Source organism: Pseudomonas sp. B35(2017) (assembly GCF_002113645.1).
Classification (GTDB): domain Bacteria; phylum Pseudomonadota; class Gammaproteobacteria; order Pseudomonadales; family Pseudomonadaceae; genus Aquipseudomonas; species Aquipseudomonas ekonensis.
In genome coordinates, this window is sequence record NZ_NEIZ01000007.1 from 71,936 (window position 1) to 95,224 (window position 23,289).

20 protein-coding genes are annotated in these 23,289 nt (G+C 65.9%); 11 read left to right on the forward strand and 9 right to left on the reverse strand.

What is annotated here, in order from left to right; all coding sequences use genetic code 11:
* Positions 1-7 precede the first annotated feature (7 nt).
* A complete protein-coding gene (locus CAG41_RS14675; RefSeq protein WP_085582087.1) occupies positions 8-1,219 on the forward strand; it encodes a response regulator in 1,212 nt (403 codons plus the stop codon).
* A gap of 57 nt (positions 1,220-1,276) precedes the next feature.
* Here CAG41_RS14675 and CAG41_RS14680 read toward each other — a convergent pair whose 3' ends face one another.
* The gene (locus tag CAG41_RS14680; RefSeq protein WP_085707139.1) at positions 1,277-2,266 is read right to left on the reverse strand and encodes a sensor domain-containing diguanylate cyclase; all 990 of its coding nucleotides are present in this window, start codon (positions 2,264-2,266) and stop codon (positions 1,277-1,279) included.
* A 229-nt stretch (positions 2,267-2,495) separates the two neighbouring features.
* A complete protein-coding gene (gene desA / locus CAG41_RS14685) occupies positions 2,496-3,680 on the reverse strand; it encodes a delta-9 fatty acid desaturase DesA (RefSeq protein WP_085582083.1) in 1,185 nt (394 codons plus the stop codon).
* Between the two features lie 146 nt (positions 3,681-3,826).
* Between desA and dibA the strand changes: the two genes are divergently transcribed.
* The 6 genes from dibA to CAG41_RS14715 all read left to right on the forward strand — a co-directional run bounded on the left by dibA (position 3,827) and on the right by CAG41_RS14715 (position 10,181).
* Positions 3,827-5,746 carry a phosphodiesterase DibA gene (gene dibA, locus CAG41_RS14690; RefSeq protein WP_085582081.1) on the forward strand — a complete coding sequence of 640 codons (1,920 nt, stop codon included), beginning with the start codon at positions 3,827-3,829 and terminating at the stop codon, positions 5,744-5,746.
* A gap of 260 nt (positions 5,747-6,006) precedes the next feature.
* Positions 6,007-6,189: a sulfur starvation response protein OscA gene (gene oscA, locus CAG41_RS14695; RefSeq protein WP_085582079.1), complete on the forward strand. Its 183-nt coding sequence runs from the start codon at positions 6,007-6,009 to the stop codon at positions 6,187-6,189.
* A gap of 136 nt (positions 6,190-6,325) precedes the next feature.
* Entirely contained in the window at positions 6,326-7,339 is a 1,014-nt protein-coding gene (locus tag CAG41_RS14700) for a sulfate ABC transporter substrate-binding protein (RefSeq protein ID WP_085582077.1), read from the forward strand.
* Between the two features lie 144 nt (positions 7,340-7,483).
* On the forward strand, positions 7,484-8,302 hold the full coding sequence (gene cysT, locus CAG41_RS14705; protein WP_085707140.1) for a sulfate ABC transporter permease subunit CysT: 819 nt from the start codon (positions 7,484-7,486) through the stop codon (positions 8,300-8,302).
* Between the two features lie 13 nt (positions 8,303-8,315).
* Complete coding sequence (gene cysW, locus CAG41_RS14710) at positions 8,316-9,188, forward strand: sulfate ABC transporter permease subunit CysW (protein ID WP_085707141.1); 873 nt, start codon at positions 8,316-8,318, stop codon at positions 9,186-9,188.
* 3 nt (positions 9,189-9,191) lie between these two features.
* A complete protein-coding gene (locus tag CAG41_RS14715) occupies positions 9,192-10,181 on the forward strand; it encodes a sulfate/molybdate ABC transporter ATP-binding protein (RefSeq protein ID WP_085582071.1) in 990 nt (329 codons plus the stop codon).
* A 93-nt stretch (positions 10,182-10,274) separates the two neighbouring features.
* Here the strand turns inward: CAG41_RS14715 and CAG41_RS14720 are convergent, their stop codons facing one another.
* Positions 10,275-10,799, reverse strand: coding sequence for a DUF962 domain-containing protein (locus CAG41_RS14720; protein ID WP_085582069.1), 525 nt, complete (start codon positions 10,797-10,799; stop codon positions 10,275-10,277).
* Positions 10,800-10,884: 85 nt separating this feature from the next.
* Here CAG41_RS14720 and CAG41_RS14725 point away from each other — a divergent pair, with 85 nt between their 5' ends.
* Complete coding sequence (locus CAG41_RS14725) at positions 10,885-11,568, forward strand: Crp/Fnr family transcriptional regulator (protein WP_085707142.1); 684 nt, start codon at positions 10,885-10,887, stop codon at positions 11,566-11,568.
* Between the two features lie 107 nt (positions 11,569-11,675).
* Here CAG41_RS14725 and CAG41_RS14730 read toward each other — a convergent pair whose 3' ends face one another.
* A complete protein-coding gene (locus tag CAG41_RS14730) occupies positions 11,676-12,680 on the reverse strand; it encodes an AraC family transcriptional regulator (protein ID WP_085707143.1) in 1,005 nt (334 codons plus the stop codon).
* 100 nt (positions 12,681-12,780) lie between these two features.
* Here CAG41_RS14730 and CAG41_RS14735 point away from each other — a divergent pair, with 100 nt between their 5' ends.
* Positions 12,781-13,857 (forward strand): fatty acid desaturase, encoded by a 1,077-nt coding sequence (locus tag CAG41_RS14735; RefSeq protein ID WP_085707144.1) that lies wholly within the window; start codon positions 12,781-12,783, stop codon positions 13,855-13,857.
* Between the two features lie 191 nt (positions 13,858-14,048).
* On the opposite strand, the gene CAG41_RS14740 is transcribed toward CAG41_RS14735, so the two are convergent.
* Genes CAG41_RS14740 through CAG41_RS14750 form a run of 3 tightly spaced genes read right to left on the reverse strand, consistent with a single transcriptional unit; the run spans position 14,049 to position 18,084 of the window.
* The gene (locus CAG41_RS14740; protein WP_085631859.1) at positions 14,049-15,659 is read right to left on the reverse strand and encodes an arylsulfatase; all 1,611 of its coding nucleotides are present in this window, start codon (positions 15,657-15,659) and stop codon (positions 14,049-14,051) included.
* Positions 15,660-15,673: 14 nt separating this feature from the next.
* Positions 15,674-16,489, reverse strand: a complete 816-nt coding sequence (locus tag CAG41_RS14745; RefSeq protein WP_085639492.1) for an ABC transporter ATP-binding protein — start codon at positions 16,487-16,489, stop codon at positions 15,674-15,676.
* Positions 16,486-18,084, reverse strand: a complete 1,599-nt coding sequence (locus CAG41_RS14750) for an ABC transporter permease (protein WP_085707145.1) — start codon at positions 18,082-18,084, stop codon at positions 16,486-16,488. Before CAG41_RS14750 ends, CAG41_RS14745 begins: the two co-directional genes overlap by 4 nt.
* A gap of 313 nt (positions 18,085-18,397) precedes the next feature.
* On the opposite strand from CAG41_RS14750, the gene CAG41_RS14755 reads away from it, so the two are divergent.
* Positions 18,398-19,411 carry an ABC transporter substrate-binding protein gene (locus CAG41_RS14755; protein ID WP_085707146.1) on the forward strand — a complete coding sequence of 338 codons (1,014 nt, stop codon included), beginning with the start codon at positions 18,398-18,400 and terminating at the stop codon, positions 19,409-19,411.
* 66 nt (positions 19,412-19,477) lie between these two features.
* Here CAG41_RS14755 and CAG41_RS14760 read toward each other — a convergent pair whose 3' ends face one another.
* Positions 19,478-20,398: a LysR family transcriptional regulator gene (locus tag CAG41_RS14760; protein WP_085582054.1), complete on the reverse strand. Its 921-nt coding sequence runs from the start codon at positions 20,396-20,398 to the stop codon at positions 19,478-19,480.
* Positions 20,399-20,579: 181 nt separating this feature from the next.
* On the opposite strand from CAG41_RS14760, the gene CAG41_RS14765 reads away from it, so the two are divergent.
* A complete protein-coding gene (locus CAG41_RS14765) occupies positions 20,580-21,500 on the forward strand; it encodes a TauD/TfdA family dioxygenase (protein WP_085639486.1) in 921 nt (306 codons plus the stop codon).
* Positions 21,501-21,550: 50 nt separating this feature from the next.
* On the opposite strand, the gene CAG41_RS14770 is transcribed toward CAG41_RS14765, so the two are convergent.
* On the reverse strand, positions 21,551-23,167 hold the full coding sequence (locus CAG41_RS14770; RefSeq protein ID WP_085707147.1) for an alkaline phosphatase family protein: 1,617 nt from the start codon (positions 23,165-23,167) through the stop codon (positions 21,551-21,553).
* Between the last annotated feature and the right edge of the window lie 122 nt (positions 23,168-23,289).

The following is a 23,289-nucleotide window of genomic DNA, read 5'->3' on the forward strand; positions in this document are numbered from 1 at the left end:
GGCGAGCATGACTGCCGTCGAATTACCCGCTGTACCGAGAGTCCTGATCGCCGAGGCCGACCCCTGGTCGCGCGATCTGCTCAAGCAGGTGTTGCTGAACGTGCGCTGCGACGCGCGGCTGGACCTGTGCGCCGATGGCCAGCAGGCGATGTCGCTGCTGGGCGAAGTGCCCTACGACCTGGCCATCGTCGATTGGGAGCTGCCCGGCGTCGACGGCCTGAACGTGCTGCGCAGCGTCCGCCAGCGCAAGCGCAACCCACCGCTGCCGTTCATCCTGATGAGCACCCGCAACGACAGCGCCAGCGTGCGCGAGGCCCTGCCGCTGGCGCCGACCGCCTATCTGACCAAGCCGCTGAACATGGAGAGCCTGACCGAGCGCCTGCAAGGCCTGCTGCTCAGCGCCGGGGAAGAAGTGTTCTGCGAAGTGCCGGCGCTGGCGCCGGGCATGACCCTGTCGGTGTTCCTGGAGCGGCGCCGCGAGCAGACCGACGGCGCGCCGCTGATGACCGATGTGCAGGTGGCGATCAAGCGCAGCCTCAATCCCGACGGGTTGGACCTGAAGCTGCTGGAGGAAGAGATCCGCACCGATCCGCAGATCACCGCCGTGCTGATCGCCGCCGCCAACAGCGCTGCCCAGCACCATGGCGCACCGGTGCAGACCCTCGCCCAGGCGCTGCACCGCTTGGGCACCGGGCAGAGCACCAACCTGATCCTGGGCCTGGCGCTCAAGCGCAGCGCCAAGCTCAGCGACCCGTACCTGGCCGATTACGCCGAACGCTATTGGGGCCTGTCGCTGCACACCGCCGAATATGCCCGGACACTGGCGCGGTTGCTCGACCTGGATCAGGAGCGCTGCTATTGCGCGGGGCTGCTGCACCGCCTCGGCGATCTGGCGCTGCTGCGCTGCCTGCAGGAGTGGAAGCAGGCCGGCGGTGCGCTGGACGAGACGGAAGAAGTGGGCGACGCGCTGGTGGCGTTCGGCGCGGCCTACGGTTCGGCGCTGCGTACCCGTTGGCGCTTGCCGCTGGAGCTGCGCGAGCTGATCGCGTCGGTCTACCAGCTCGGCGGCGGAGTGTATTCCCGAGAGGCGCTGGTGATGAACATGGCGGCGCAGATGGCTCGGCTGACCGAGCAGGAAGGCGTCGAGGAACTGGCGAAGAGCCGTACGGCGCGATTGCTCAAGATCGGCCTGCCGGAACTGACGCGGATGCGCAAATAGCCGGGTCTGGAGCAAAGTTCCTGCCGGCGGGCCGGCTCCCACAGGGCCGGAGGCGGCTCAGCCGCAGACGATCCGGTTCTTGCCCAGCCTTTTGGCCTTGTACATGGCCGCGTCCGCCCGGGCGAACAGGCTGTCGAGGCTTTCGTCGTCGACGGTCAGGCAGGTCAGGCCCTGGCTGACGGTGATGCCGTAGGCGTGTTCGCCATGCTGGAAACTCAAACGCTGGATCTCCCGCTGCAGGCGTTCGGCCACTTGCAGGGCAAAGTCCTGCGCGCATCCCGGGAATACGGCGGCGAACTCCTCGCCGCCGATGCGCCCGAACAGATCCCCGCTGCGCAGCGAGTCGCGTCCGCACTCGGCGATCCGTTGCAGGACGCTGTCGCCCTCCGGGTGGCCGTAGGTGTCGTTGATCAGTTTGAAGTCATCGATGTCCAGCAGCAGGAACGCCAGCGGCGAGCCTTGCAGGCGGGCCTGCTCGAACTCGCGGTGGGCGCATTCGAAGAAGTGGCGGCGGTTGCTGCTGCAGGTCAGCGCGTCGGTGGTGGCCAGGCGTTGCAGCTCGGTTTCCATCTGCTTCTTTTCGGTGATGTCTTCGGCGATGCCGACGATGATCACCGGCCGGCCCGGTTCTTCCTGGCGGTTGATGAAGCATTTGTCGCTGAGCCAGCGCACCTGGCCGTCGGCGGCGATGATCCGGTATTCGCGGTCCTCCACCGCGCCTTTGCGCAGCACGTCGGTGAGGCTGCGTTCGGCGTAGTCCAGGTCGTCGGGGTAGATGCTGTCGCGCCACTGGTTGTAGTCCGCCAGCAGCAGCCCGGCGGAGCGGCCGAAGATCCGCTCGTAGGCGGGGCTGACGTAGAGCACCTGACGGGTTTCCCAGTCGAAGGCCCACAACACGGCATTGACGCTGACCAGCAGCGAGCTGAACAGTTGCTCCCGTTCGCTCAGGCGGGCGACTTCGCCCTGGGCGTGCATCAGCGCCATCAGCGTTTGCGCGGCTTCGGGCCACTGGGAAGGGGATGAGCCGTTTTCATTGTTATTGACCATCGACGCGAATCTCAAAGGGTGTGCCGCCGGTTCGCAGCGGCCACAGCTGAGCCTGCCGGGGTGGCGAAGTGTCTTTGAGATGGGGGATGCGGGGCTAAGTTCCGCGCTGTTGCGGTGAGGGAGGGAGGCTCCCGCCGGGCGGTCGTGGCGAGGGGGATTCAGGGGACACCGCGTTGCCGGTCTTGCAGCGGCAAGCCCTCCTGTGAGCGAGGGCTTGCCCGGTTACCGGTCAGGCGGCTGAAGGGCGCAGCGAATAGGTTTTCAGCTGGTCGGCGAAGTCGCGCAGGGACTGGATGCCGCTGGCCTCGGCCTCATGCACCCAGTCCTTGATGGCAGCGAGCATGTCGTGGCCGTTTGCGCTGGTCTTGATCCAGATCTGCTGCAGGGCCAGGCGCTTCTCGTAGATTACCGCCAGCGCGTGGCTGTGCTCGAGCATGTTCTGGATGCGCACGTGGTGGCGGTCTTCCAGCAGGCTGGTTTCCCGGGACAGCAGGCGCTTGGCCCGGTGGAACTGGTGGCGCACCGAATGGTCGACCCTGGCCAGTTCCTGCTTGACCAGGGGAGCGATCACCAGCTTGCGGTACTGGGCCATGATCTGGAAGCGGTTGTTGAGGATCGCCATGGCGGTGTCCATGTCCAGGCTGCCCTTGCCCTTGACGCGGTGGGCGATCGGCGCGACCCGCTGCACCTTGGCCAGGCGCAGGAAGCAGAAGACCTTGATCCAGGCCCAGCCCAGGTCGAACTCCCACTTCTTCACCGACAGCTTGGCCGAATTGGGGTAGGTGTGATGGTTATTGTGCAGTTCTTCGCCGCCGATCAGGATGCCCCACGGCACCAGGTTGGTCGCGGCGTCGCGGCATTCGAAGTTGCGGTAGCCCACGGCATGGCCGAGCCCGTTGACCACGCCGGCGGCCCAGACCGGGATCCACATCATCTGGATGGCCCAGATGGTGATGCCGATGGTGCCGAACAGCAGCAGGTCGATGACGGCCATGATCGCCACGCCCAGCAGCTTATGGCGGCTGTACAGGTTGCGTTCGATCCAGTCCTCGGGGCAGTTCTTGCCGTAGATACGCAGGGTCTCGGGGTTGCGGGCCTCTTCGCGGTACAGTTCGGCGCCCTTGCGCAGCACCGTGGACAGGCCCTTGATCACCGGGCTGTGCGGGTCGTCCTCGGTTTCGCATTTGGCGTGGTGCTTGCGGTGGATCGCGGTCCACTCGCGGGTGTTCTGCGCGGTGGTCAGCCACAGCCAGAAGCGGAAGAAATGCTTGAGGCCGGCATTCAGCTCGAGGGAGCGATGGGCCGAGTAGCGGTGCAGATAGACCGTGACGCTGACGATCGTCACGTGGGTCATCAACAGGGTGACGGCCACCAGCGACCAGGCCGACAAGCCGAGAAAACCTTCGTACCACATAGCCTTTGGGGCCCTCTGTAGAGAAAAAACAGCCGCTGCATTATCACCAAGCACACAGATAAAACCAGTCGCCCTTTCAGATAAGAGTTGGCTGGATGTTTCTTGACCTATAATCCCAACTTTTTTGTAGGGACATGGACGGCCGAATGTCTGCCTCTTATCGCGATGCCTTGCGTGCAGCGCTGCTTTACCTGGTTCTGGCGGTGGTCTGGCTGCAGGGGACTGGCTACTTATTGAACAGTTTCTTCGATGATTCAGTGGCCTTGCTGCACTGGCAACTGATCAACGGTTACGTGTTCGTGGCACTCAGCGCCGGGCTGATCTTTCTCGCGCGGGCGCGGTTGTTCGAATGCCTCGGCATCGGCGCCCGGCTGCGCGAGCGTCAGGCCGACCGCGAGCGCCTGCGCCAGGCCGCCGCCGTGTTCGACTGCACTCGCGAGGGGGTGCTGGTGACGGATCGGCAGGGGCTGATCGTGCACGTCAACCGCGCCTTCATGGAAATCACCGGTTACCGGTGCGAGGAAGTGCTGGGCCGGCAGCCGAGCCTGTTCAAGTCCGGCCACCATCCGCCGGGCTTCTACCAGGCGATGTTCGCCACGCTGCAGACGAGCGGCGAGTGGAGCGGCGAGATCTGGAACCGGCGCAAGAGCGGTGAGATCTACCCGCAATGGCAGACGATCCGCGTCATCCGCGACGATCAGGGCCGGCTCAGCCATTACGTGGCGGTGTTTTCCGACATCAGCGCGATCAAGGACTCGGAACACGAACTCAAGCACCTGGCCCACCACGACCCGCTGACCGACCTGCCCAACCGCCTGCTGTTCAGCGACCGCGCCGAGCAGGCGCTGGCGTCCGCCCAGACCCACAAGCGCGGATGCGCGCTGCTGATGGTCGACCTGGATCATTTCAAGCTGATCAACGACAGCCTCAGCCACAGTGTCGGCGACCGCCTGCTCAAGGCAGTCGCCGCACGGCTGCAGGATCTGTTCGGGGCGGGCATCACCCTGGCCCGGCTCGGCGGCGACGAGTTCGCGGTGCTGGCCGAAAGCTGCCCGCAGCCTGCGCAGGCGGCGGTGCTGGCCCAGCGCATCCTGGACGGCCTCAAGGAGCCGTTCTGCCTGGAGGGCCACGAACTGTTCATCAACGCCAGCATCGGCATCAGCCTGTTCCCCAGCGATGCCCTGAGCGCCGAGCAACTGCTGCGCAACGCCGATGCGGCGCTGTTCAAGGCCAAGAGCAGCGGCCGCAACGGCTATGCGCTGTACACCGAAGAGCTGACTGCCCACGCCCAGCAGCGGGTCGAGATCGCCTTCGAACTGCGCCGCGCGCTCGAGCAGCAGGAGCTGCGGGTCTATTACCAGCCGGTGCACGACCTGCACAGCGGCCGCCTGGTGGGGGTCGAGGCGCTGGTGCGTTGGCAGCACCCGCAGCGGGGGCTGGTGTCGCCGGCGGAGTTCATCCCCATCGCCGAACGCACCGGCCTGATCGCCGACATCGACGCCTGGGTGATGCGCCAGGCCTGCCGGCAGATGTGCCAGTGGCAACAGGCGGGGGTTGCGCTGTCGTTCGTCGCGGTCAACGTGTCGTCCCGGCTGTTCGCCCGCCGCGAGCTGTACCGGCAGGTCGCGCAGGTGCTGCACGAGACCGGGCTGGATCCGGCCTGCCTTGAGCTGGAAGTCACCGAAAGCGCGGTGATGGACGATCCGGAGGTGGCGCTGGAGCAGATGCATCGCCTGCGCGAGCTGGGCATCCGCCTGGCCATCGACGACTTCGGCACCGGCTACTCGTCGCTGCTGCGGCTCAAGCGCCTGCCGGTGCAGAAGCTCAAGATCGACCAGGGGTTCGTCGCCGGCCTGCCGTGGGACGAAGATGACGGGGCGATCGTGCGGGTGATCATCGCACTGGCCCGGAGCATGGGCATGCAGGTGCACGCCGAAGGCATCGAACAGCCCGAGCAGGCGGCGTTCCTGCTGGAGCAGGCGTGCGACCTGGGGCAAGGCTACTGGTTCGGGCGGCCGGTGCCGGCGCAGGACATCGATTGGTCCAGGGTTCCGGTCATCGGCTGACGGCCTCGCTGCGGATACTCCCGTGGCGAGGGCGCTAGCTCCCGCCCGGGGTTCGGGTCTGCGGTGCAGACCAGAGGGAGCAATGGCCCTCTCCACAGGGGGCTTGGCCGCAAGCCCTTGTCCCGTCAGCTAATGTTTTCAAGTTATATAAACATTCTTAAATAGTCTTTTTAAGAATATCCAGCCCTCTCTTATATTGCTCCCACGCCGGACGCAGCGCGAGCCGCTGCCAGGCACATCCCATACAAAGGAGCAGCACCATGAGCGCATCCCTGCGTAGCGTTGACGGTCAGGACGAAAGCACCATCCTTCGCGAAATCCAGAGCGCCTTGCGCGACCTGCGTTTCGGCGCGGTGGAGATCACTGTGCACAACGCCCAAGTGGTTCAGATCGAACGCAAAGAGAAATTCCGTCTGCAGCAGCCGGGCAACAAGACCGGCTGAACCGCGATCCCGGTCTGCGCCAGCGCCTGCGGGGGATTGATGCCGGCGTCGGCGCAGACGGCGGTCTTGAACAGGCAAACCGCTTTTCGCAATCCATAAGAAAAAGCCACCACCCAGAATTCCAGGAGCTTTCCCCATGTCGTCGATTCGCCGTTACGCTTTGGCCGCCCTGGCCAGCGCTGTGTTTGCCGGTTCTGCGGTCGCCAAGGACTACGAGCTGCTCAACGTGTCGTATGACCCGACCCGTGAGCTGTATCAGGATTACAACGCCGAGTTCGTGAAGTTCTGGCAGGAGAAACATGCCGGCGACACGGTGAAGATCCAGCAGTCCCACGGCGGTTCCGGCAAGCAGGGCCGGGCGGTGATCGACGGCCTGCGCGCTGACGTGGTGACCCTGGCGCTGGCCGGCGACATCGACGAAATCGCCAAGCTGGGCAAGACCCTGCCGGCGGACTGGCAGAAGCGCCTGCCGGAGGCCAGCACGCCGTACACCTCGACCATCGTGTTCCTGGTGCGCAAGGGCAACCCCAAGGGCATCAAGGACTGGGGCGACCTGATCAAGAACGACGTGTCGGTCATCACCCCCAACCCGAAGACCTCCGGCGGCGCACGCTGGAACTTCCTCGCCGCCTGGGCCTATGGCCTGAAGGCCAACGGCGGTGACGAAGCCAAGGCCAAGGCCTACGTGCAGACCCTGTTCAAGCATGTGCCGGTGCTGGATACCGGTGCCCGTGGCTCGACCATCACCTTCGTCAACAACGGTCAGGGCGACGTGCTGCTGGCCTGGGAGAACGAAGCGTTCCTGGCGCTCAAGGAAGACGGCGGCGCCGACAAGTTCGACATCGTCGTGCCGTCGCTGTCGATCCTCGCCGAACCACCGGTGGCGGTGGTCGACAAGAACGCCGAGAAGAAGGGCAACGAGCAGATCGCCGAGGCGTACCTCAAGCACCTGTACAGCCCGGCAGGCCAGGAGATCGCGGCGAAGAACTTCTACCGTCCGCGTGACAAGGACGTGGCGGCCAAGTACGCCCAGCAGTTCCCGAAACTGGAACTGGTGACCATCGACAAGGACTTCGGCGGGTGGAAAACCGCGCAGCCGAAATTCTTCAACGACGGCGGCGTGTTCGACCAGATCTATCAGGCGCAGTAATCTGATTTGGCAGCCTGAAAAACTGTAGGAGCGAGCCTGCTCGCGAAGAGGGAGTATCAGTCAACATTCATGTCGCCTGATACTCCACTTTCGCGAGCAGGCTCGCTCCCACATTGTTAGATGTGTTTTTGACCAAGGACTTTTATGTCGCGTCGTATCTCCCCCGTCATACCCGGCTTCGGGCTGACGCTGGGCTACACCTTGGTGTACCTCAGTCTGATTGTGCTCATCCCGCTGGCGGCGATGTTCGTCCACGCCGCCCAACTCACCTGGGATCAGTTCTGGACGATCATCTCCGCCCCCCGCGTGCTGGCCGCCCTGAAGCTGAGCTTCGGCACGGCGTTGTGCGCCGCGGTCATCAACGGCGTCATCGGCACGCTGATGGCCTGGGTGCTGGTGCGCTACAGCTTCCCCGGCCGCAAGGTGATCGACGCGATGATCGACCTGCCGTTCGCCCTGCCGACGGCGGTGGCGGGCATCGCGCTGACGGCGCTGTACACCCCCACCGGCCTGGTCGGGCAGTTCGCCGCGGACCTGGGCTTCAAGATCGCCTACACCCCCCTGGGCATCACCCTGGCGCTGACCTTCGTGACCCTGCCGTTCGTGGTGCGCACGGTGCAGCCGGTGCTGGCGGACATCCCCCGTGAGGTCGAAGAGGCCGCCGCGTGCCTGGGCGCCAAGCCCTTGCAGGTGTTCCGTCACGTGCTGCTGCCGGCGCTGCTGCCGGCCTGGCTGACCGGTTTCGCCCTGGCGTTCGCCCGGGGCGTGGGCGAGTACGGTTCGGTGATCTTCATCGCCGGCAACATGCCGATGAAGACCGAGATCCTGCCGCTGCTGATCATGGTCAAGCTCGACCAGTACGACTACACCGGCGCCACGTCCATCGGCGTGCTGATGCTGGTGGTTTCCTTTGTCCTGTTGCTGCTGATCAACCTGTTGCAGCGGCGCATCGAAACCCCATAAGGAGGCGCGAACCATGTCCCAACCGTCCATTGCGGCCGCGTCCTCGGCCAACGCCGCCCGTCGCGGCAACGCGGCAGCGCGCCAGACCCTGATCGGCCTCGGCTGGCTGATCTTTGCGCTGTTCCTGTTGCTGCCGCTGTTCATCGTGGTGTCCCAGGGCCTGAAGAACGGCATCGGTGAGTTCTTCACCGCGATCCTGGAGCCGGACGCCTTGTCGGCGCTGAAGCTCACGGTGATCGCCGTGCTGATTTCGGTGCCGCTGAACCTGGTGTTCGGCGTCAGTGCCGCCTGGTGCGTGAGCAAGTACTCGTTCCGCGGCAAGAGCATCCTGGTGACCCTGATCGACCTGCCGTTCTCGGTGTCGCCGGTGATCGCCGGCCTGGTCTACGTGCTGATGTTCGGCGCCCAGGGCCTGTTCGGGCCGTGGCTGCAGGACCACGACATCCAGATCGTGTTCGCCCTGCCGGGCATCGTGCTGGCGACGATCTTCGTCACCGTGCCGTTCGTGGCCCGCGAACTGATTCCGCTGATGCAGGAGCAAGGCACCCAGGAGGAAGAGGCCGCGCGCCTGCTCGGCGCCAACGGCTGGCAGATGTTCTGGCACGTCACCGTGCCCAACATCAAATGGGGCCTGATCTACGGCGTGGTGCTGTGCACCGCCCGGGCCATGGGCGAGTTCGGCGCGGTGTCGGTGGTGTCCGGGCACATCCGCGGGGTCACCAACACCCTGCCGCTGCACGTGGAGATCCTCTACAACGAATACAACCACGTGGCCGCGTTCGCCGTGGCGAGCCTGTTGCTGATCCTGGCGCTCTTCATCCTGCTGCTCAAGCAGTGGAGCGAAAACCGTATCAACCGCCTGCGCACCAGCGCCGCGGAGGAATAATTCATGTCGATCGAAGTGCGTAACGTCAGCAAGAACTTCAACGCGTTCAAGGCGCTGGACAACATCAGCCTGGATATCCACAGCGGCGAGCTGGTCGCCTTGCTCGGCCCGTCCGGCTGCGGCAAGACCACGCTGCTGCGCATCATCGCCGGCCTGGAGACCCCGGACCAGGGCAACATCGTGTTCCACGGCGAGGACGTTTCCGGCCACGACGTGCGCGACCGCAACGTCGGTTTCGTGTTCCAGCACTACGCCCTGTTCCGCCACATGACCGTGTTCGACAACGTCGCCTTCGGCCTGCGCATGAAGCCGAAGAACCAGCGCCCGAACGAAAGCCAGATCGCGGCCAAGGTCCATGAACTGCTGAACATGGTGCAGCTGGACTGGCTGTCGGACCGGTATCCGGAGCAGCTCTCCGGCGGCCAGCGCCAGCGGATCGCCCTGGCCCGCGCCCTGGCGGTGGAGCCCAAGGTGCTGCTGCTCGACGAGCCGTTCGGCGCCCTCGATGCCAAGGTGCGCAAGGAACTGCGCCGCTGGCTGGCGCGCCTGCACGAGGACATCAACCTGACCTCGGTGTTCGTGACCCACGACCAGGAAGAGGCGATGGAAGTCGCCGACCGCATCGTGGTGATGAACAAGGGCGTGATCGAGCAGATCGGCTCGCCGGGCGACGTCTACGAGAACCCGGCCAGCGATTTCGTCTATCACTTCCTCGGCGACTCGAACCGCTTGCACCTGGGCGGCGACGACCACGTGCTGTTCCGTCCCCACGAAGTGTCGCTGTCGCGCCATGAGCTGGAGGATCACCACGCCGCCCAAGTGCGCGACATCCGCCCGCTGGGCGCCACCACCCGGGTGACGCTGAAGGTCGAAGGCCAGAGCGACCTGATCGAGGCCGAAGTGGTGAAGGACCACGACAGCCTGGTCGGCCTGGCCAAGGGCGAGACGCTGTTCTTCAAGCCGAAGGTCTGGCAGAAGGTCGCCAGTCTCTAAAGGCGAAAGCATCGCCAGCAGGCTGGCTCCCACAGTGAACCGGTGTGAACACGCAGTGTGTGAGCGATCGGAATCCCTGCGGGAGCCAGCCTGCTAGATGGCCGCGCGGTTCGGATTGACCCGCACCCCGCCCACCCGCGCCTCGATCTGCTCCTTCAGCCCCTGGCGCAGGCCGAGCATGAACGCCAGCTCCACCGTCACGAACAGCGGCCCGACGATCAACCCGGTCAGGTCATCGACGAACGCCGGTTTGCGCCCTTCGTAATGGTGGCCGACAAACTGGATCGCCCAGCCGATCACGAACATCGCCAGCCCGCTGCCCAGCCACACCAGGGTGCTCTGTTGGGCCAGCGCATGCCCGGCCCAGACCGACAGTGCCATCAGCCCGGTCATCAGCAGGCCGAGACGGAGCTCCAGGCGCAGGTAGAACCAGGCCGACGCCAACGCCACCAACACCGCCGGAGAGATCCACAGGGCGCCGACCGGCCATTCGGGCCGCGACAGCAGCACCGCCACCGCCACCACGATCAGCGGGATGCCGACGAAGTGGCTGGCGATGTTGCGCGGGTCGCGGTGGTACGCGGCGTATTGACTCAAATGATCGACGAGGTTTTTCATTGTTGTTCCTCCTGTAGGGTGACCGGATCATGCCTGGGGCACGGCACCCGTTCTGTCAGGCAGGCGACAATCTTTGGGAGCGTTCATGGAAAAGGTCTGGCGCGAGCGTCTGATGACCGGGCAGTGGTTCAGCCATCTGCCGGCGTCCTTTCAGGATAGCCTGCTGGCGGCGGCCCGGGAGCGGCGGATGGCGGCGGGGCAGCGGTTGTTCAGGCGCGGCGATCCGCCGTGCGGGCTGTACGCGGTGCTCGATGGCGCGGTGCGCATCGGTGCGGTCAGCGAGCACGGCAAGGAAGCGCTGCTGAGCCTGGTGGAGGCGCCCCACTGGTTCGGCGAGATCTGCCTGTTCGACGGCCAGCCGCGCACCCACGACGCCTATGCGGCCGGGTCGTGCACATTGCTGAACATCCCGCAGGCGACCCTGCTCAAGCTGCTCGACGAGCATCCGCTGCACTGGCGTCATCTGGCGTTGCTGATGAGCCAGAAATTGCGCCTGACCTTTATCAACCTCGAACAGCTGAGCCTGCTCCCGGCCCCGGCGCGCCTGGCCCACCGTCTGCTGATGATCGCCGAAGGCTACGGCGAGCTCGACCCGCCCCGCCGCGTGCTGCAACTGCCGCAGGAGCAACTGGCGTCGATGCTGTCGCTGTCGCGCCAGACCACCAACCAGATCCTCAAGGACCTGCAGGGGCAGGGGATCATCGGCTTGGGCTACGGCGAAATCGAGATTCTCGATGCCGAGCGGCTGAGGGCCCTGGCCACGATCTGACAAGTGCGCGGGATCACCTGTGGGAGCGATGGCGTGAGGTCTGTCACCGGCGATGTCGGATCAACGACCGCCATCGCGAGCCGGCTCGCTCCCGCCGTGTGCAGGCGTCAGCGCAACTGATCGCGGAACTGCCCCGGCGTCATCCCCGTCCAGCGCTTGAACGCGCGGCTGAAGCTGCTGGTGTCGGCGAAGCCCAGCAGGTAGCTGATTTCGCTCAGCGAGCAGTGCGGGTCGCGCAGGTGCAGCAGCGCGAGGTTCTCGCGGCTTTCGTTGAGCAGCGTGTCGAACCGGCAGCCTTCGTCCGCCAGGTGCCGCTGCAGGCTGCGCAGGCTCAGGTGCAGGGCCTGGGCGATGCGTTCGGCGCCGGGTTCGCCTTCGGGCAGTTGCTCTTCGATGGCGTCGCGCACCTTGCGCTCCCAGGTCAGCGGCTTGAGCTGGGCGAGGGTGCGGTTGAGCACCGCCTCGTTGTGCTCGGCCAGTTCCGGGTTGGCGTCGTCCAGGTGGCTGTCGAAGTCGGCGAGGGCGAACTCCAACCGGTCTTCTTCGGCGGCGAAATGCACCGGGGCGCGGAACACCTTGTGCCACGGGTGGGCGTCGGTCGGTTCCGGGCGGCGCAGGTACACCGCCAGCGGCGCGTAATCGCGGCCCAGGCGGTTACGGCAGGTGCGCACGTAGATCGCGGCGAAGGCGTCGATGGCTTCGAACGCCGGGGCCGGGTTGCCGGCCGGTACGTTCAGGCGGAAGCGGTAGCGGTCCTCGTTGCGGGTGAGCTCCAGCTCCAGGGCATCGCTGACCACCGGGTGATAGCGCACGATCCGCTCGAACACTTCCCGCAGGCTGCCGCTGGCCACCAGCGCATAGCCCAGGGCATGGAACGTCGTGGGGCTGACGAAGCGCGACACCCGCAGGCCGATGGCCGGGTCGCCGCTGACCTGCACGGCGATCTCCCACAGGCGCGTGGTGCCGGACAGCGGGTAGCGGGCGTTCGGGTCGTCCATCAACTGCGGATCGAGCCCCGCCTGCCGGCACAGCTCGGTGCTGTCGAGCCCCAGCGCATCGAGTTGCTTGCGCAGGGCACGGGTCCAACTGGCGAGGGAGGTCGGTTCCTTCATGTCGATTGGCGCTTCCGGTCAACAGGTTGGCGTTCTCGGCTACCGCGTCCGGCCCCGCCGCAGGGCAGGATGCGGACATCGATAACCAGAGGATGGAAGCATGCACCGTACTTCTGCAAGTCCCCAGCGACACAATGACACCCAGCGCGCGGCGCACATTCGCCAGGTGGTGCTGGCCAGAGGCGCCGAACTGCGCGAGCGCTACCCCGTTCTGAACCGTCAGGACGCCCTCGGCGCCGGGATCCTGGCCTTCGCGCTGGTGGGGATGACCGCGTCGGCGGCGCTGTACGTCACCGGCCATCTGGCCTGGTGGGCGTGCCTGTTGCTCAACGGGTTCTTCGCATCGCTGACCCACGAGCTGGAGCACGACCTGATCCACAGCATGTACTTCCGCAAGCGGCGGGTGCCGCACAACCTGATGATGGCGCTGGTCTGGCTGGCGCGGCCGAGCACCATCAACCCGTGGATCCGCCGCCACCTGCACCTCAACCACCACAAGGTGTCCGGCACCGAAACCGACATGGAAGAGCGGGCGATCACCAACGGCGAACCGTGGGGCCCGGCCCGGCTGCTGATGGTGGGCGACAACGTGATGTCGGCGTTCATCCGCATGCTGCGGGCCAAGACCTGGGCGCACAAGGTCAGCATCCTCAAGCGCTCGCTGAAGGTCTACGCGCCGCTGGCGCTGCTGCATTGGGGCGCGTGGTACGTGTTCCTCGGCTTCCACGGAGCCAACGGCGTCGCCTGGCTGCTGGGCTCGACCATCGACTGGTCGGCGACCACGCTGTCGGTGATGCAGGTGATCGACATCGCCGCCGTGGTGATCATTGGCCCGAACGTGCTGCGCACGTTTTGCCTGCATTTCATCAGCTCGAACATGCATTACTACGGCGATGTGGAGCCGGGCAACGTGATCCAGCAGTGCCAGGTGCTGAACCCTTGGTGGCTGTGGCCGCTGCAGGCGTTCTGCTTCAACTTCGGCAGCACCCACGGGATCCATCATTTCGTGGTCAAGGAGCCGTTCTACATCCGTCAGATGACCGCACCGGTGGCGCACAAGGTGATGCGCGAGATGGGGGTGCGGTTCAACGACTTCGGCACGTTCGGGCGGGCGAACCGGTTTGTGCGCAAAGAAGGCGCGGTGGTGCGGGAGGAGGCGGGTACGGCCAGGGCCTGATGGGAGAACTCACTGGCGCCATCGCCAGCAGGCTGGCTCCCACAGGTACTGCGCAGATACACAGCAACGCAGATCACTCCGGAGCCCTGTGGGAGCTTGGCGGCAAGCGATGGGGCCGGTACGGCCAGCGTCTCCGGCACTGACCCTCCGCCATCGCCAGCAGTGTGAGAGCGGGCGTGCTCCAGGCGCCCTCAATCCGGCTGGAACGGCGACTCGCTCAGGATCACTCCGGTCTCTTCCACGTAGCGCTGCCAATGGCCGATCAAGGCCTCAAGTTTCTCCGGCCGGTCCTGCGCCAGGTCGTGGATCTCCCCCGGATCCGCCGCCAGGTCATAGAGCTGCCAGGTCGCCGGCCCCACCGGGCCCGGGATGTAGACCGCTTTCCAGTGCCCCTGGCGGATCGCCCGGCGCCCGAACAGCTCCCAGCCGGTGACGGTGTGTTCGTCATGCACCTGCGCCGTCTCGCCGGACAGGAAGCCCAGCCACGATTTGCCCCGCAGCGGCGCCACCGGTTTGCCGCGCCACTGCTTGCCGGGATGGCGCACGCCGGCCAGGTCGAGGATGGTCGGGGCGATGTCCATGACCGTGCCGAAGCCGTGGCTGATCTGCCCGCCGACCGGCAGCGGCGGGTAATGCAGCAGCGCCGGTACGCGGATCCCGCCTTCGGTGGTGAAGGCCTTGAACAGCCGCGACGGCGCCGTGGCCACCTGGGCCCAGCTCGGCCCGTACCAGACGTAGGAGTTGGCGCGGCCGATGTTGTCCAGGCTGTTGTCGTAGTGCCGGTCGAGGAAGGTCAGCAGCTGCGGGCCGAATTTCGGGAAGGCCTCCAGCAGCGCGCCTTCGGCGCCGTTGTCGGACATGAACAGGATGAACGTGTTGTCGAGCTGCCCCTGCTGGCGCAGGTAGTCGACGACCCGGCCGATGTTCCAGTCCATGCGCTCGACCATCGCCGCGTAGACCTCCATGGCCCGGGCGGAGATCTGCCGTTGCCGGTCGCTCATGGCGTCCCACTGCGCGTTCAGCTGGATCAGCGGATGCGGCTCGACGTCCGTCTCGATCAACCCCAGCGCCTTGAGTTTCTCTAGCCTTTCGAGGCGCAGGGCCTCGGGGCCGGCGTCGTAGCGGCCGCGGTACTTTTCGACGATCTCAGCCGGCGCCTGCAACGGCCAGTGCGGCGCGGAAAACGGCAAGTAGGCGAAGAACGGCCGGGTCTGGTCACGTTCCTTCAGGTAGTGCAGCAGCTTGTCGCCGAACGCATCGGAGGAATAGAAGTCCTTGGGCAACGCGTCGAGGAAGGTATCGTCCTCGATGTACAGCGCCGGGGTGGACTTGAGCAGGCGCGGCGTGTCGTCCTGGTACGGCGGCTCGAAACCGTAGTGGTTGGCCGCGCCCGGCAGCAGCGAGAACGAACGCTCGAAACCCCGGGCGTGGGGGGCCAGCTCGGCGGTCAGGCCCAGGTGCCACTTGCCGCTCATCAGGGTTTGGTAGCCCGCTTCGCGCAGCAGCTCCGGCAGCGCCACCACGCGGTCGTTGAGGTGGCCCTCGTAGCCGGGCTTGCCGATCAGGTCCGGCGTCAGCGCCTCGGCCATGGTGCCGATCCCGGCGATGTGGTGGTCGGTGCCGGTGAGCAGCATCGAACGGGTCGGCGAGCAGGTCGGCGCGGTGTGGAAATCGGTCAGGCGCAGGCCGTTCTCGGCCAGGGCATCGAGGTTCGGCGTGGCGATCTCGCCGCCGAAGGCGCCGATGTCGGAGAAGCCGAGGTCATCGGCCAGGATCACCAGGAAATTGGGGCGTTGCGGCATCGGCAGACTCCTGTTCAGTAGGCAATGAAAGACAGCGGCAGATCGCGGATCTGCACCGCCGGGGCAGGCAGGTAGTGACCGTCGCCGGTCAGTTCGTGCAGCAGTTCCTCGCGCAGTTGGTGGAAGTCGAAGCCGCTGCGCTGGCGGGGACGGGGCAGGGCGATGTCCACCACTTGCTTGATCCGTCCCGGCCGCGGCTCCATCACCACCACCCGGTCGGCCAGGAAGATCGCTTCCTCGACATCGTGGGTGACCAGGATGGTGGTGATCTTCGCCCGGTCGCGGATGGCCAGCAGTTCGTCCTGCATCTGCTGGCGGGTCAGCGCGTCGAGGGCGCCGAAGGGTTCGTCGAGCAGCAGGATCCGCGGGCTCGCCACCAGCCCGCGGGCGATGGCCACGCGCTGCGCCATGCCGCCGGAGAGCTGGTGCGGGTAGGCGCGGGCGAAGTCGCGCAGGCCCACCAGTTCGATGAAACTGTCGATGCGCCGCTGCTTCTCGGCGGCGCCGAGGGGCTCGTTGACCAGGCCCAGGCCGATGTTGTCGGCCACCGTCAACCACGGGAACAGGCGGTGTTCCTGAAACACGATGCCGCGTTCGCTGCCGACGCCGGTGACGGCCTTGCCGTCCACGGTGATCTGCCCGCGGAACGCGGTGTCCAGGCCCACCAGCAAGCGCAGCAGGGTGGATTTGCCGCAGCCGCTGGAGCCGACGATGGCGACGAACTCGCCCTCGGCGATGTCGAGGTTGAATTCGCGGATCGCCTCCAGTTCGAAGCCGTCGACGTCAAAGGATTTGCCGACGTGGGTGAAGCTGACAATCGGTGCGTTCATGCGTGTCTCCAGCGGGTGGCGCGGATTTCCAGGCGTTGGCCGATGAGGTTGAGGAGGGCGCCGGTGAGGCCGACCAGCAGCATTCCGGCCATGATCAGGTCCATGCGCAGCAGTTGCTGGGCGCCGATCATCTGGCTGCCGATGCCGCCGTTGGACGGCATGAAATATTCGGCGCCGATGGTGCCGAGCCAGGCGTAGATCAGGCTCAGGCGCAGGCCGGCGAAGATGCCCGGGGCCGCGCCCGGCAGCACCAGCCGGCGCAGGCGCTGGCCGAGGTTCAGGCGCAGCGCCTGCGCCGCCTCGTTGAGCTGCGGCGACAGGTTGGCGACGCTGCGTTGGGTGGCGACGAACAGCGGGAAGAACGCGGCGAGGGCCACGAACACCCACTTGGCCAGTTCGCCCAGGCCGAACCACGCGGTGAGCAGCGGCACCCAGGCGAAAATCGCGATCTGCCGCAGGGCAGCGAGGGTCGGGCCGACCAAGCGTTCGGCGCTGCGCGACAGACCCAGCAGCAAGCCCAGCGCCAGGCCGAGCCCGCCGCCGATCAGCAGGCCGCCCAGGGTGCGGCCCAGGCTCAGGGCCATGCCGCCGATCAGCGTGCCGTCGCGCAGGCCGTTACGGGTGGCCTCCAGCACGGTCAACGGGCTGACCAGGAGGTTGGCGTCGATCCACTGCCCGTCGCTCGCCGCCTGCCACAGCGCCAGCAGGCCCAGCGGCAGCAGCCACGGCTGCACGCGCTGCCAGCCCCGGTAGCGCGGGCCCCGGCGGATTTCGGCGGTGGCCGGGTGCGGCCAGTGCACCAGCCGGCTGTCGAGCAGGCCGACGCCGCAGTCCATCGCCACGCCGAACAGGCCGATGACCACGATGCAGACGAACACGATGTCGAGCATGAACAGCTGCCGCGCCCAGACCATCAGGTAGCCGATGCCTTCGCTGGAGGCCAGCAGCTCCACCGCCAGCAGCGACGTCCAACCGGCCGCCAGGGCCAGGCGTACGCCGGCCATGAACGCCGGCAGCGCAGCGGGCAGGATCAGGCGGCGGATCAGCAAGTGCGGCGGCAGGCGCAGCACGGTGGCGGCTTCGCGCAGCTTCGGTTGCGCATCGCGCACGCCGACCAGGGTGTGCAGGGTCACCGGCACCACGATGGCCTTGACCAGCACCACCAGCTTGAGCGTTTCGCCGATGCCGAAGACCACCATGAACAGCGGGATCCACGCCAGCGTCGGCACCTGGGCGAGCCCGGCGAACGTCGGGAATATCAACCGTTCGAGCGGCCGGCTGAAACCCAGTGCCGCGCCCAGCGCCGCGCCTATTGAAACGCCGGCCAGCAGGCCCCAGAGCAACCGCTGCAGGCTGATCCACAAATGGCTCCACAATTCACCCCGGGACAGTTCGAGCGCACTGCTCCAGACCAGCGACGGTGCCGGCAGGATCTGCTCACTCATCCATTGGCTGCGCGCCGCCAGCCACCAGAGGGCGAACAGGCTGAGCGGCAGCAGCCAGGGCAGCAGGCGTTGGCTCAGCGTCGGCCAGGGCCGCCGGGGTTTGAGCGACGGCGCCGGCAGCGGCAGGCTGAGCAGGGAATCTCGGGCCATGGTTGACCTCCGTTGTCGGGTTGCATGGCAGACCGCTGCGTGTGCGGAAGCGGTGTATGCAAAATCGATATATAAACAACTGATTCAATGCTATTGGGAGATAAGCCAGACCATTTAAGGCCTCCAGCCCTGACGCATCCAATGCATTCGGAGAATATTTTCGATGCTGTTTTTGCATACGGGCCCAGGAGCCCCGACGCCGCCTGCTTAGCTTAAAAAGCTATAAAAATGTGCATTTATAGTATTTATGTGCAGAAGGCCATTGCGCCTACGTTCGGCTCCTCAATGCCCGCCGCAATCAGGAGCCGCGCCCATGAACCTTCCCTTCAAACGTGTCACCCGTCTGTTTGCCGCCTCTGCGCTGGCGGGGTTGTTCGCCTTCACCGCCCACGCCGATGAACTCAAGGAAATCCGCATCGCCGTGCCCGACCTCAGCGCCGGCACCCAGCACAGCGGCGGCGGCATCGTCGACGTGCTGCGCCATCAGCAGGTCTTCGAGAAGGCTTTCGCCGAGCAGGGGATCAAGATTCAGTGGAGCTTCTTCAAGGGGGCGGGCCCTGTGATCAACGAGGCGTTCGCCAACGGCCAGGTGGATCTGGCCTACCTGGGCGACCTGGCGGCGATCATCGGCAAGTCCAACGGTCTCGACACCCGCCTGCTCAGCGCGACCGCCCGTGGCGTGAAGCAGTACCTGGGCGTGGTGCCGGGGTCGGGGATCAAGACGCTGCAGGACCTTAAAGGCAAGCGCGTGGCGATCTTCCGCGGCACCGCGACGCAGCTGTCGTTCGATGCGGCGCTGGCCAGCCAGGGCCTGAGCGAGAAGGACGTGAAAGTCATCAACCTCGACTTCAACGCGGCGGTGGCCGCCCTGGCGGCCAAACAGATCGATGCGTCGTGGGGCAGCTCCGGGCTGACCGCGCTTCAAGCCAAGGGACTGGCCGAACTGCCGCTCAACACCAAGGACTTGGGCGGCGCCGGCAGCGTGCAGGCGGTGCTGGTGGGCACCGGCAAGTTCGTCGATGCCCATCCCTACGTCGTGGCCAAGCTGCTCAAGGCCCAGCAGCAGGCGGTAGACTGGCTGACCCAGGACAGCAACAAGGACGCCTATGTGCAGTTGGTCTCGGGGTTGGCGAGCTATCCGCCGGTGATCCTGACCCAGGACCTGAAGGATCAGAGACTGAGCGAAGTGTTCCCCTCGACGCTGGATCCGGTGTTCCTCGGCAAGCTGCAGGACGCGGTGGATCTGGCGGCGCAGCAGAAGCTGATCCGCAAGCCGTTCAAGGTCAATGACTGGGTAGCGCCGGGGCTGGCGGCTGCCGGGCTCTGAACCGGTGGCGGCAGGGCTGGCCTCATCGCCAGCAGGCTGGCTCCCACAGGGACGTGGATGACAGCCCTAGACCGCGACGCCGAGGGCCTGCCTGTCCAGCGTCACCAGCGTCTCGATCATCGCCCGCGCCGCCGGCGACAGGCGGAAGCCAGTGCGGCTGACGATCCCGCACCGGGCGTTCATGCTTTCCAGGTTCTGCGGCAGGTTGCGCCAGTGCAGCAGTGCCAGCGAGCCCTGGGCGATGTCCTGTTCGAACGCCTCTTCGGTGCCCACGCCGATGGCGTTGGACTGCAGTACCACCTTGACCAGCGCCGGGAAATGCTCGGTCTCGATGGTCGGTGAAAAGTCGACCCGGCCGCTGAGGTTCGCCAGCAGTTTGCGGATGCCCGGCGGGATCAGCGTGGTCGCCAGCGGGTAGTCGAACATGTCGTTGGTCGACAGGCTTTCCTTGGCCAGCAGCGGATGCCCCGGCCGGCAGAAGAATACCCCGCGCTTGGGCGTCAGCGCCTGGGTCTGGAAGTTGGGGTCGGCCTCGAAATGGCGGATGTCGGCGATGAAGAATTCGATCTCCTCGCGGCTCAGGGCGCGGCTGAGCTTTTCCCAGTTGTCCACCTGAAAGCAGGTGCGCACCTTGGGGTGCGAATTGACGAACTGCGCCACCGCATCCGGCACCAGTTTCACCGCCGGCGCAGGGCCGCAGCCGAAGCGCAGTTCGCCGGCGTCGAGCTTGGTCATCTGCGTCACTTCGGCGCTGAGCAGCGCCGCGCCCTGCACCAGGGTGAGGGCGTGCTGCAACACCACTTGGCCTTCCGGGGTGGGGCGCAGATCCTTGTTGCCGCGGTCCACCAGCACGCAGCCGAACTCCTGCTCCAGCCCTTGGATGCTGCGGCTGAACGCCGGTTGGGTGATCCCCATCGCGTCCGCCGCGCGGACGAAGCTGCGGTGTTCGTTGAGGGCGATGAAGTAGCGCAATTGGCGAAGATCCATATGCTTTTCCGGCATCCTAAAAATAGCGCGAAGGCATTTGCGACGAGGGTTGATCGAGGTTTTAAATGCAAGCTCTTATTCCGTCAACGAAGCACGTGAATATCTATTAGATGTAAATGGAATATAGATAGAGCGTTGCTTCGCTGCCGGCCAACCGCAAGCAGATGATGAGGGTCGATCCATGAGCAATGCCGCACTCGCTGTAAAACCCGCTGTCCAGGCGCTGGACATCCATCCGGTGGCCGGCCGCATCGGCGCCGAGATCCGTGGCGTGCAACTGTCCGGTGAGCTGGACGCCGCCACCGTCGAAGCCATCCAGCAGGCGCTGGTGCAATACAAGGTGGTGTTCTTCCGCGAGCAGACCCAGCTCGACGACCAGCGCCAGGAGGCGTTCGCCCACTTGCTCGGCGAACCGGTGGCGCATCCCACCGTGCCGTCCCGCGAGGGCACCCGCTACCTGCTGGAGCTGGACGGCGCCGAGGGCCAGCGCGCCAACTCGTGGCACACCGACGTGACCTTCGTCGAGGCCTACCCCAAGGCCTCCATCCTGCGTTCGGTGGTGGCGCCGGCCTTCGGCGGCGACACCCTGTGGGCCAACACCGCCACCGCCTACAGCGAACTGCCGGCGGAGCTGCGGGAGCTGGCGGACAAACTGGTGGCCGTGCACAGCAACGAGTACGACTACGCGGCGGTGAAGCCGCACGTGTCGGCGGAGAAGCTGGAGCGCTACCGCAAGATCTTCACCTCGACCGTGTACGAGACCGAACACCCGGTAGTGCGGGTGCACCCGGTCAGCGGCGAGAAGAGCTTGCTGCTGGGGCATTTCGTCAAACGCATCAAGGGCTATTCCCAGGCCGATTCGGCGCACCTGTTCGGGTTGCTGCAGAGCCATGTGATCCGCCAGGAGAACACCGTGCGCTGGCGCTGGAAGGCCGGCGACGTGGCGATCTGGGACAACCGTTCGACCCAGCATTACGCGATCGACGACTACGGCATCCAGGACCGGGTGGTGCGCCGCGTGACGCTCAAGGGCGAAGTGCCGGTGGGGGCTTCCGGGCAGCGCAGCCGGACCGTCAAAGGGGCTGAAAGCGTCGGTGCCTGACCCGACCCTTGGCAGGCAAGTCGATGGGGCGGCCAACGAAGTGGCCGCCTTCACCACACGCCGATCTGCACGGCTTTCTCAGTGCCGGGCTCGCCGTAGCGGAACCGTTGCCCGCGCTCATCGATTTCCCGGTGACTGATGGTGGTGCGCCGCTTCAGCCCGCGCAGCCACTCGAACAGATACCCCGCATGTTCCTCCCGCACCGCCGCGTACGCCGGCTCCTCCCCTAGGTCGCGCAGTTCCTGCGGGTCGTTCGACAGGTCGAAAAGCTGCGGCCGGAAGCCGTCGTAGGCCAGGTATTTCCAGCGTTCGCTGCGCACCATGGTCATGCGGCAGCGGTCGATGGGCCGGCCCAGCCGCTCCCGCGCCGGGGCCTGGAAGGCGTAGTCGTATTCGCTGATCGCGTAACGGCGCCACGCGGGACGCTCGCCGTGCAGCAGGGGAATCAACGAGCGCCCTTCCAGCCGGTGCTCGGCACCCGGCAGGCCCAATGCCTCCAGGAACGTCGGCAGCGCGTCGATGGTTTCCGTCAGTCGTTCGTCCACCGAACCCCGGGTGATGTCCGCCGCCGCGCGAGGGTCGCGCACGATCAGCGGCACGCCCACCGCCTGCTCCAGCAGGAACTCCTTTTCCCCCAGATAGTGGTCGCCGAGAAAGTCGCCGTGATCGCTGGTGAACACGATCAGCGTGTCCTCCCAGTGCCCGTTGCTTTGCAGGAAATCGAACAATCGGCCGAGGTGGTCATCGATCTGCTTGACCAGGCCCATGTACGCCGGAATGACGTTCTGCCGTACTTCATCCCGGGAGAAGTTCAGGCTTTCTTCGTGTTGGCGGAAGGCGTTGTAAACCGGGTGGTTGCTGGCGTTTTCGGGGGCGGCGCGCACCGGTTCGAGAATCGATTTCGTACTGTACAAGGCGTGGTACGGCGATGGTACGATATAAGGCCAATGAGGCTTTATGAAGGATAGGTGCAAACACCAGGATTGCCCGTTTTGTTCGTTGATGAAGTCGATGGCGCGATCGGTGGTGAAAGCGGTCTCCGAATGCCGTTCGGGGATGCGGGCCGGCAAGTGCGCATGGCGCATGTGCCAGCCGCTGAGGATGGCGCCGTTCTCGCCTTCGGCGGCGTTGGCCCAGTCGTGCCAGGGGTTGCGGCCGCCGAAGCCGTGGCTGCGCAGGTAATGGGTGTAGGGGGAGGATTCGCGCTTGTCGTCGAACAGCGGGTCGTCGGGGTAGATGCCGTCATGCCGCAGGTAAGGCTCGAAGCCGACTTCGTTGAGCGCCCGGGCATGGTCGCCGTCGGGATCGAGCGCCAGCCGCTGCAGGCCGTCCAGGTTCGGCGTCGCGTGGGTCTTGCCCACCAGCGCGGTGCGGATGCCGTGGGGGCGCAGGTAGTCGCCGAGGGTCAGTTCATCCAGCGGCAGCGGCACTGCGTTCCAGGCCACCTGGTGGCTGCTGACGTAGCGCCCGGTGTAGGCCGACATCCGCGACGGGCCGCAGATCGTGCCTTGGGTGTAGGCACGGCTGAAGCGCACGCCGGTGGCGGCGAGGCGGTCGATGTTCGGGGTGTGCAGGTGCGGATGGCCGTAGCAGGACAGGTAATCGCGGCGCAGTTGGTCGCACATGATGTACAGCACGTTGCGCACGGGTTTTGGCGGGTTGGGCATGGGGCTCACCGGTCAGAGGGACAGGCGGCTTTTTTCGCTGCGGTCGGGGCCGTTCGGCAAGTGCATTCGGGGAATGCCTGTCATGCAGGGATTGCATCGGCTCGGCGGTCTTGCCCCGATCC

Excerpts from the sequence above, each read along its gene's own strand:
- CAG41_RS14675 (WP_085582087.1), top strand. The coding sequence starts at position 8 with ATGACTGCCGTCGAATTACCCGCTGTACCGAGAGTCCTGATCGCCGAG.
- CAG41_RS14680 (WP_085707139.1), bottom strand. The coding sequence starts at position 2,266 with ATGGTCAATAACAATGAAAACGGCTCATCCCCTTCCCAGTGGCCCGAA.
- desA (WP_085582083.1), bottom strand. The coding sequence starts at position 3,680 with ATGTGGTACGAAGGTTTTCTCGGCTTGTCGGCCTGGTCGCTGGTGGCC.
- dibA (WP_085582081.1), top strand. The coding sequence starts at position 3,827 with ATGTCTGCCTCTTATCGCGATGCCTTGCGTGCAGCGCTGCTTTACCTG.
- oscA (WP_085582079.1), top strand. The coding sequence starts at position 6,007 with ATGAGCGCATCCCTGCGTAGCGTTGACGGTCAGGACGAAAGCACCATC.
- CAG41_RS14700 (WP_085582077.1), top strand. The coding sequence starts at position 6,326 with ATGTCGTCGATTCGCCGTTACGCTTTGGCCGCCCTGGCCAGCGCTGTG.
- cysT (WP_085707140.1), top strand. The coding sequence starts at position 7,484 with ATGTCGCGTCGTATCTCCCCCGTCATACCCGGCTTCGGGCTGACGCTG.
- cysW (WP_085707141.1), top strand. The coding sequence starts at position 8,316 with ATGTCCCAACCGTCCATTGCGGCCGCGTCCTCGGCCAACGCCGCCCGT.
- CAG41_RS14715 (WP_085582071.1), top strand. The coding sequence starts at position 9,192 with ATGTCGATCGAAGTGCGTAACGTCAGCAAGAACTTCAACGCGTTCAAG.
- CAG41_RS14720 (WP_085582069.1), bottom strand. The coding sequence starts at position 10,799 with ATGAAAAACCTCGTCGATCATTTGAGTCAATACGCCGCGTACCACCGC.
- CAG41_RS14725 (WP_085707142.1), top strand. The coding sequence starts at position 10,885 with ATGGAAAAGGTCTGGCGCGAGCGTCTGATGACCGGGCAGTGGTTCAGC.
- CAG41_RS14730 (WP_085707143.1), bottom strand. The coding sequence starts at position 12,680 with ATGAAGGAACCGACCTCCCTCGCCAGTTGGACCCGTGCCCTGCGCAAG.
- CAG41_RS14735 (WP_085707144.1), top strand. The coding sequence starts at position 12,781 with ATGCACCGTACTTCTGCAAGTCCCCAGCGACACAATGACACCCAGCGC.
- CAG41_RS14740 (WP_085631859.1), bottom strand. The coding sequence starts at position 15,659 with ATGCCGCAACGCCCCAATTTCCTGGTGATCCTGGCCGATGACCTCGGC.
- CAG41_RS14745 (WP_085639492.1), bottom strand. The coding sequence starts at position 16,489 with ATGAACGCACCGATTGTCAGCTTCACCCACGTCGGCAAATCCTTTGAC.
- CAG41_RS14750 (WP_085707145.1), bottom strand. The coding sequence starts at position 18,084 with ATGGCCCGAGATTCCCTGCTCAGCCTGCCGCTGCCGGCGCCGTCGCTC.
- CAG41_RS14755 (WP_085707146.1), top strand. The coding sequence starts at position 18,398 with ATGAACCTTCCCTTCAAACGTGTCACCCGTCTGTTTGCCGCCTCTGCG.
- CAG41_RS14760 (WP_085582054.1), bottom strand. The coding sequence starts at position 20,398 with ATGGATCTTCGCCAATTGCGCTACTTCATCGCCCTCAACGAACACCGC.
- CAG41_RS14765 (WP_085639486.1), top strand. The coding sequence starts at position 20,580 with ATGAGCAATGCCGCACTCGCTGTAAAACCCGCTGTCCAGGCGCTGGAC.
- CAG41_RS14770 (WP_085707147.1), bottom strand. The coding sequence starts at position 23,167 with ATGCCCAACCCGCCAAAACCCGTGCGCAACGTGCTGTACATCATGTGC.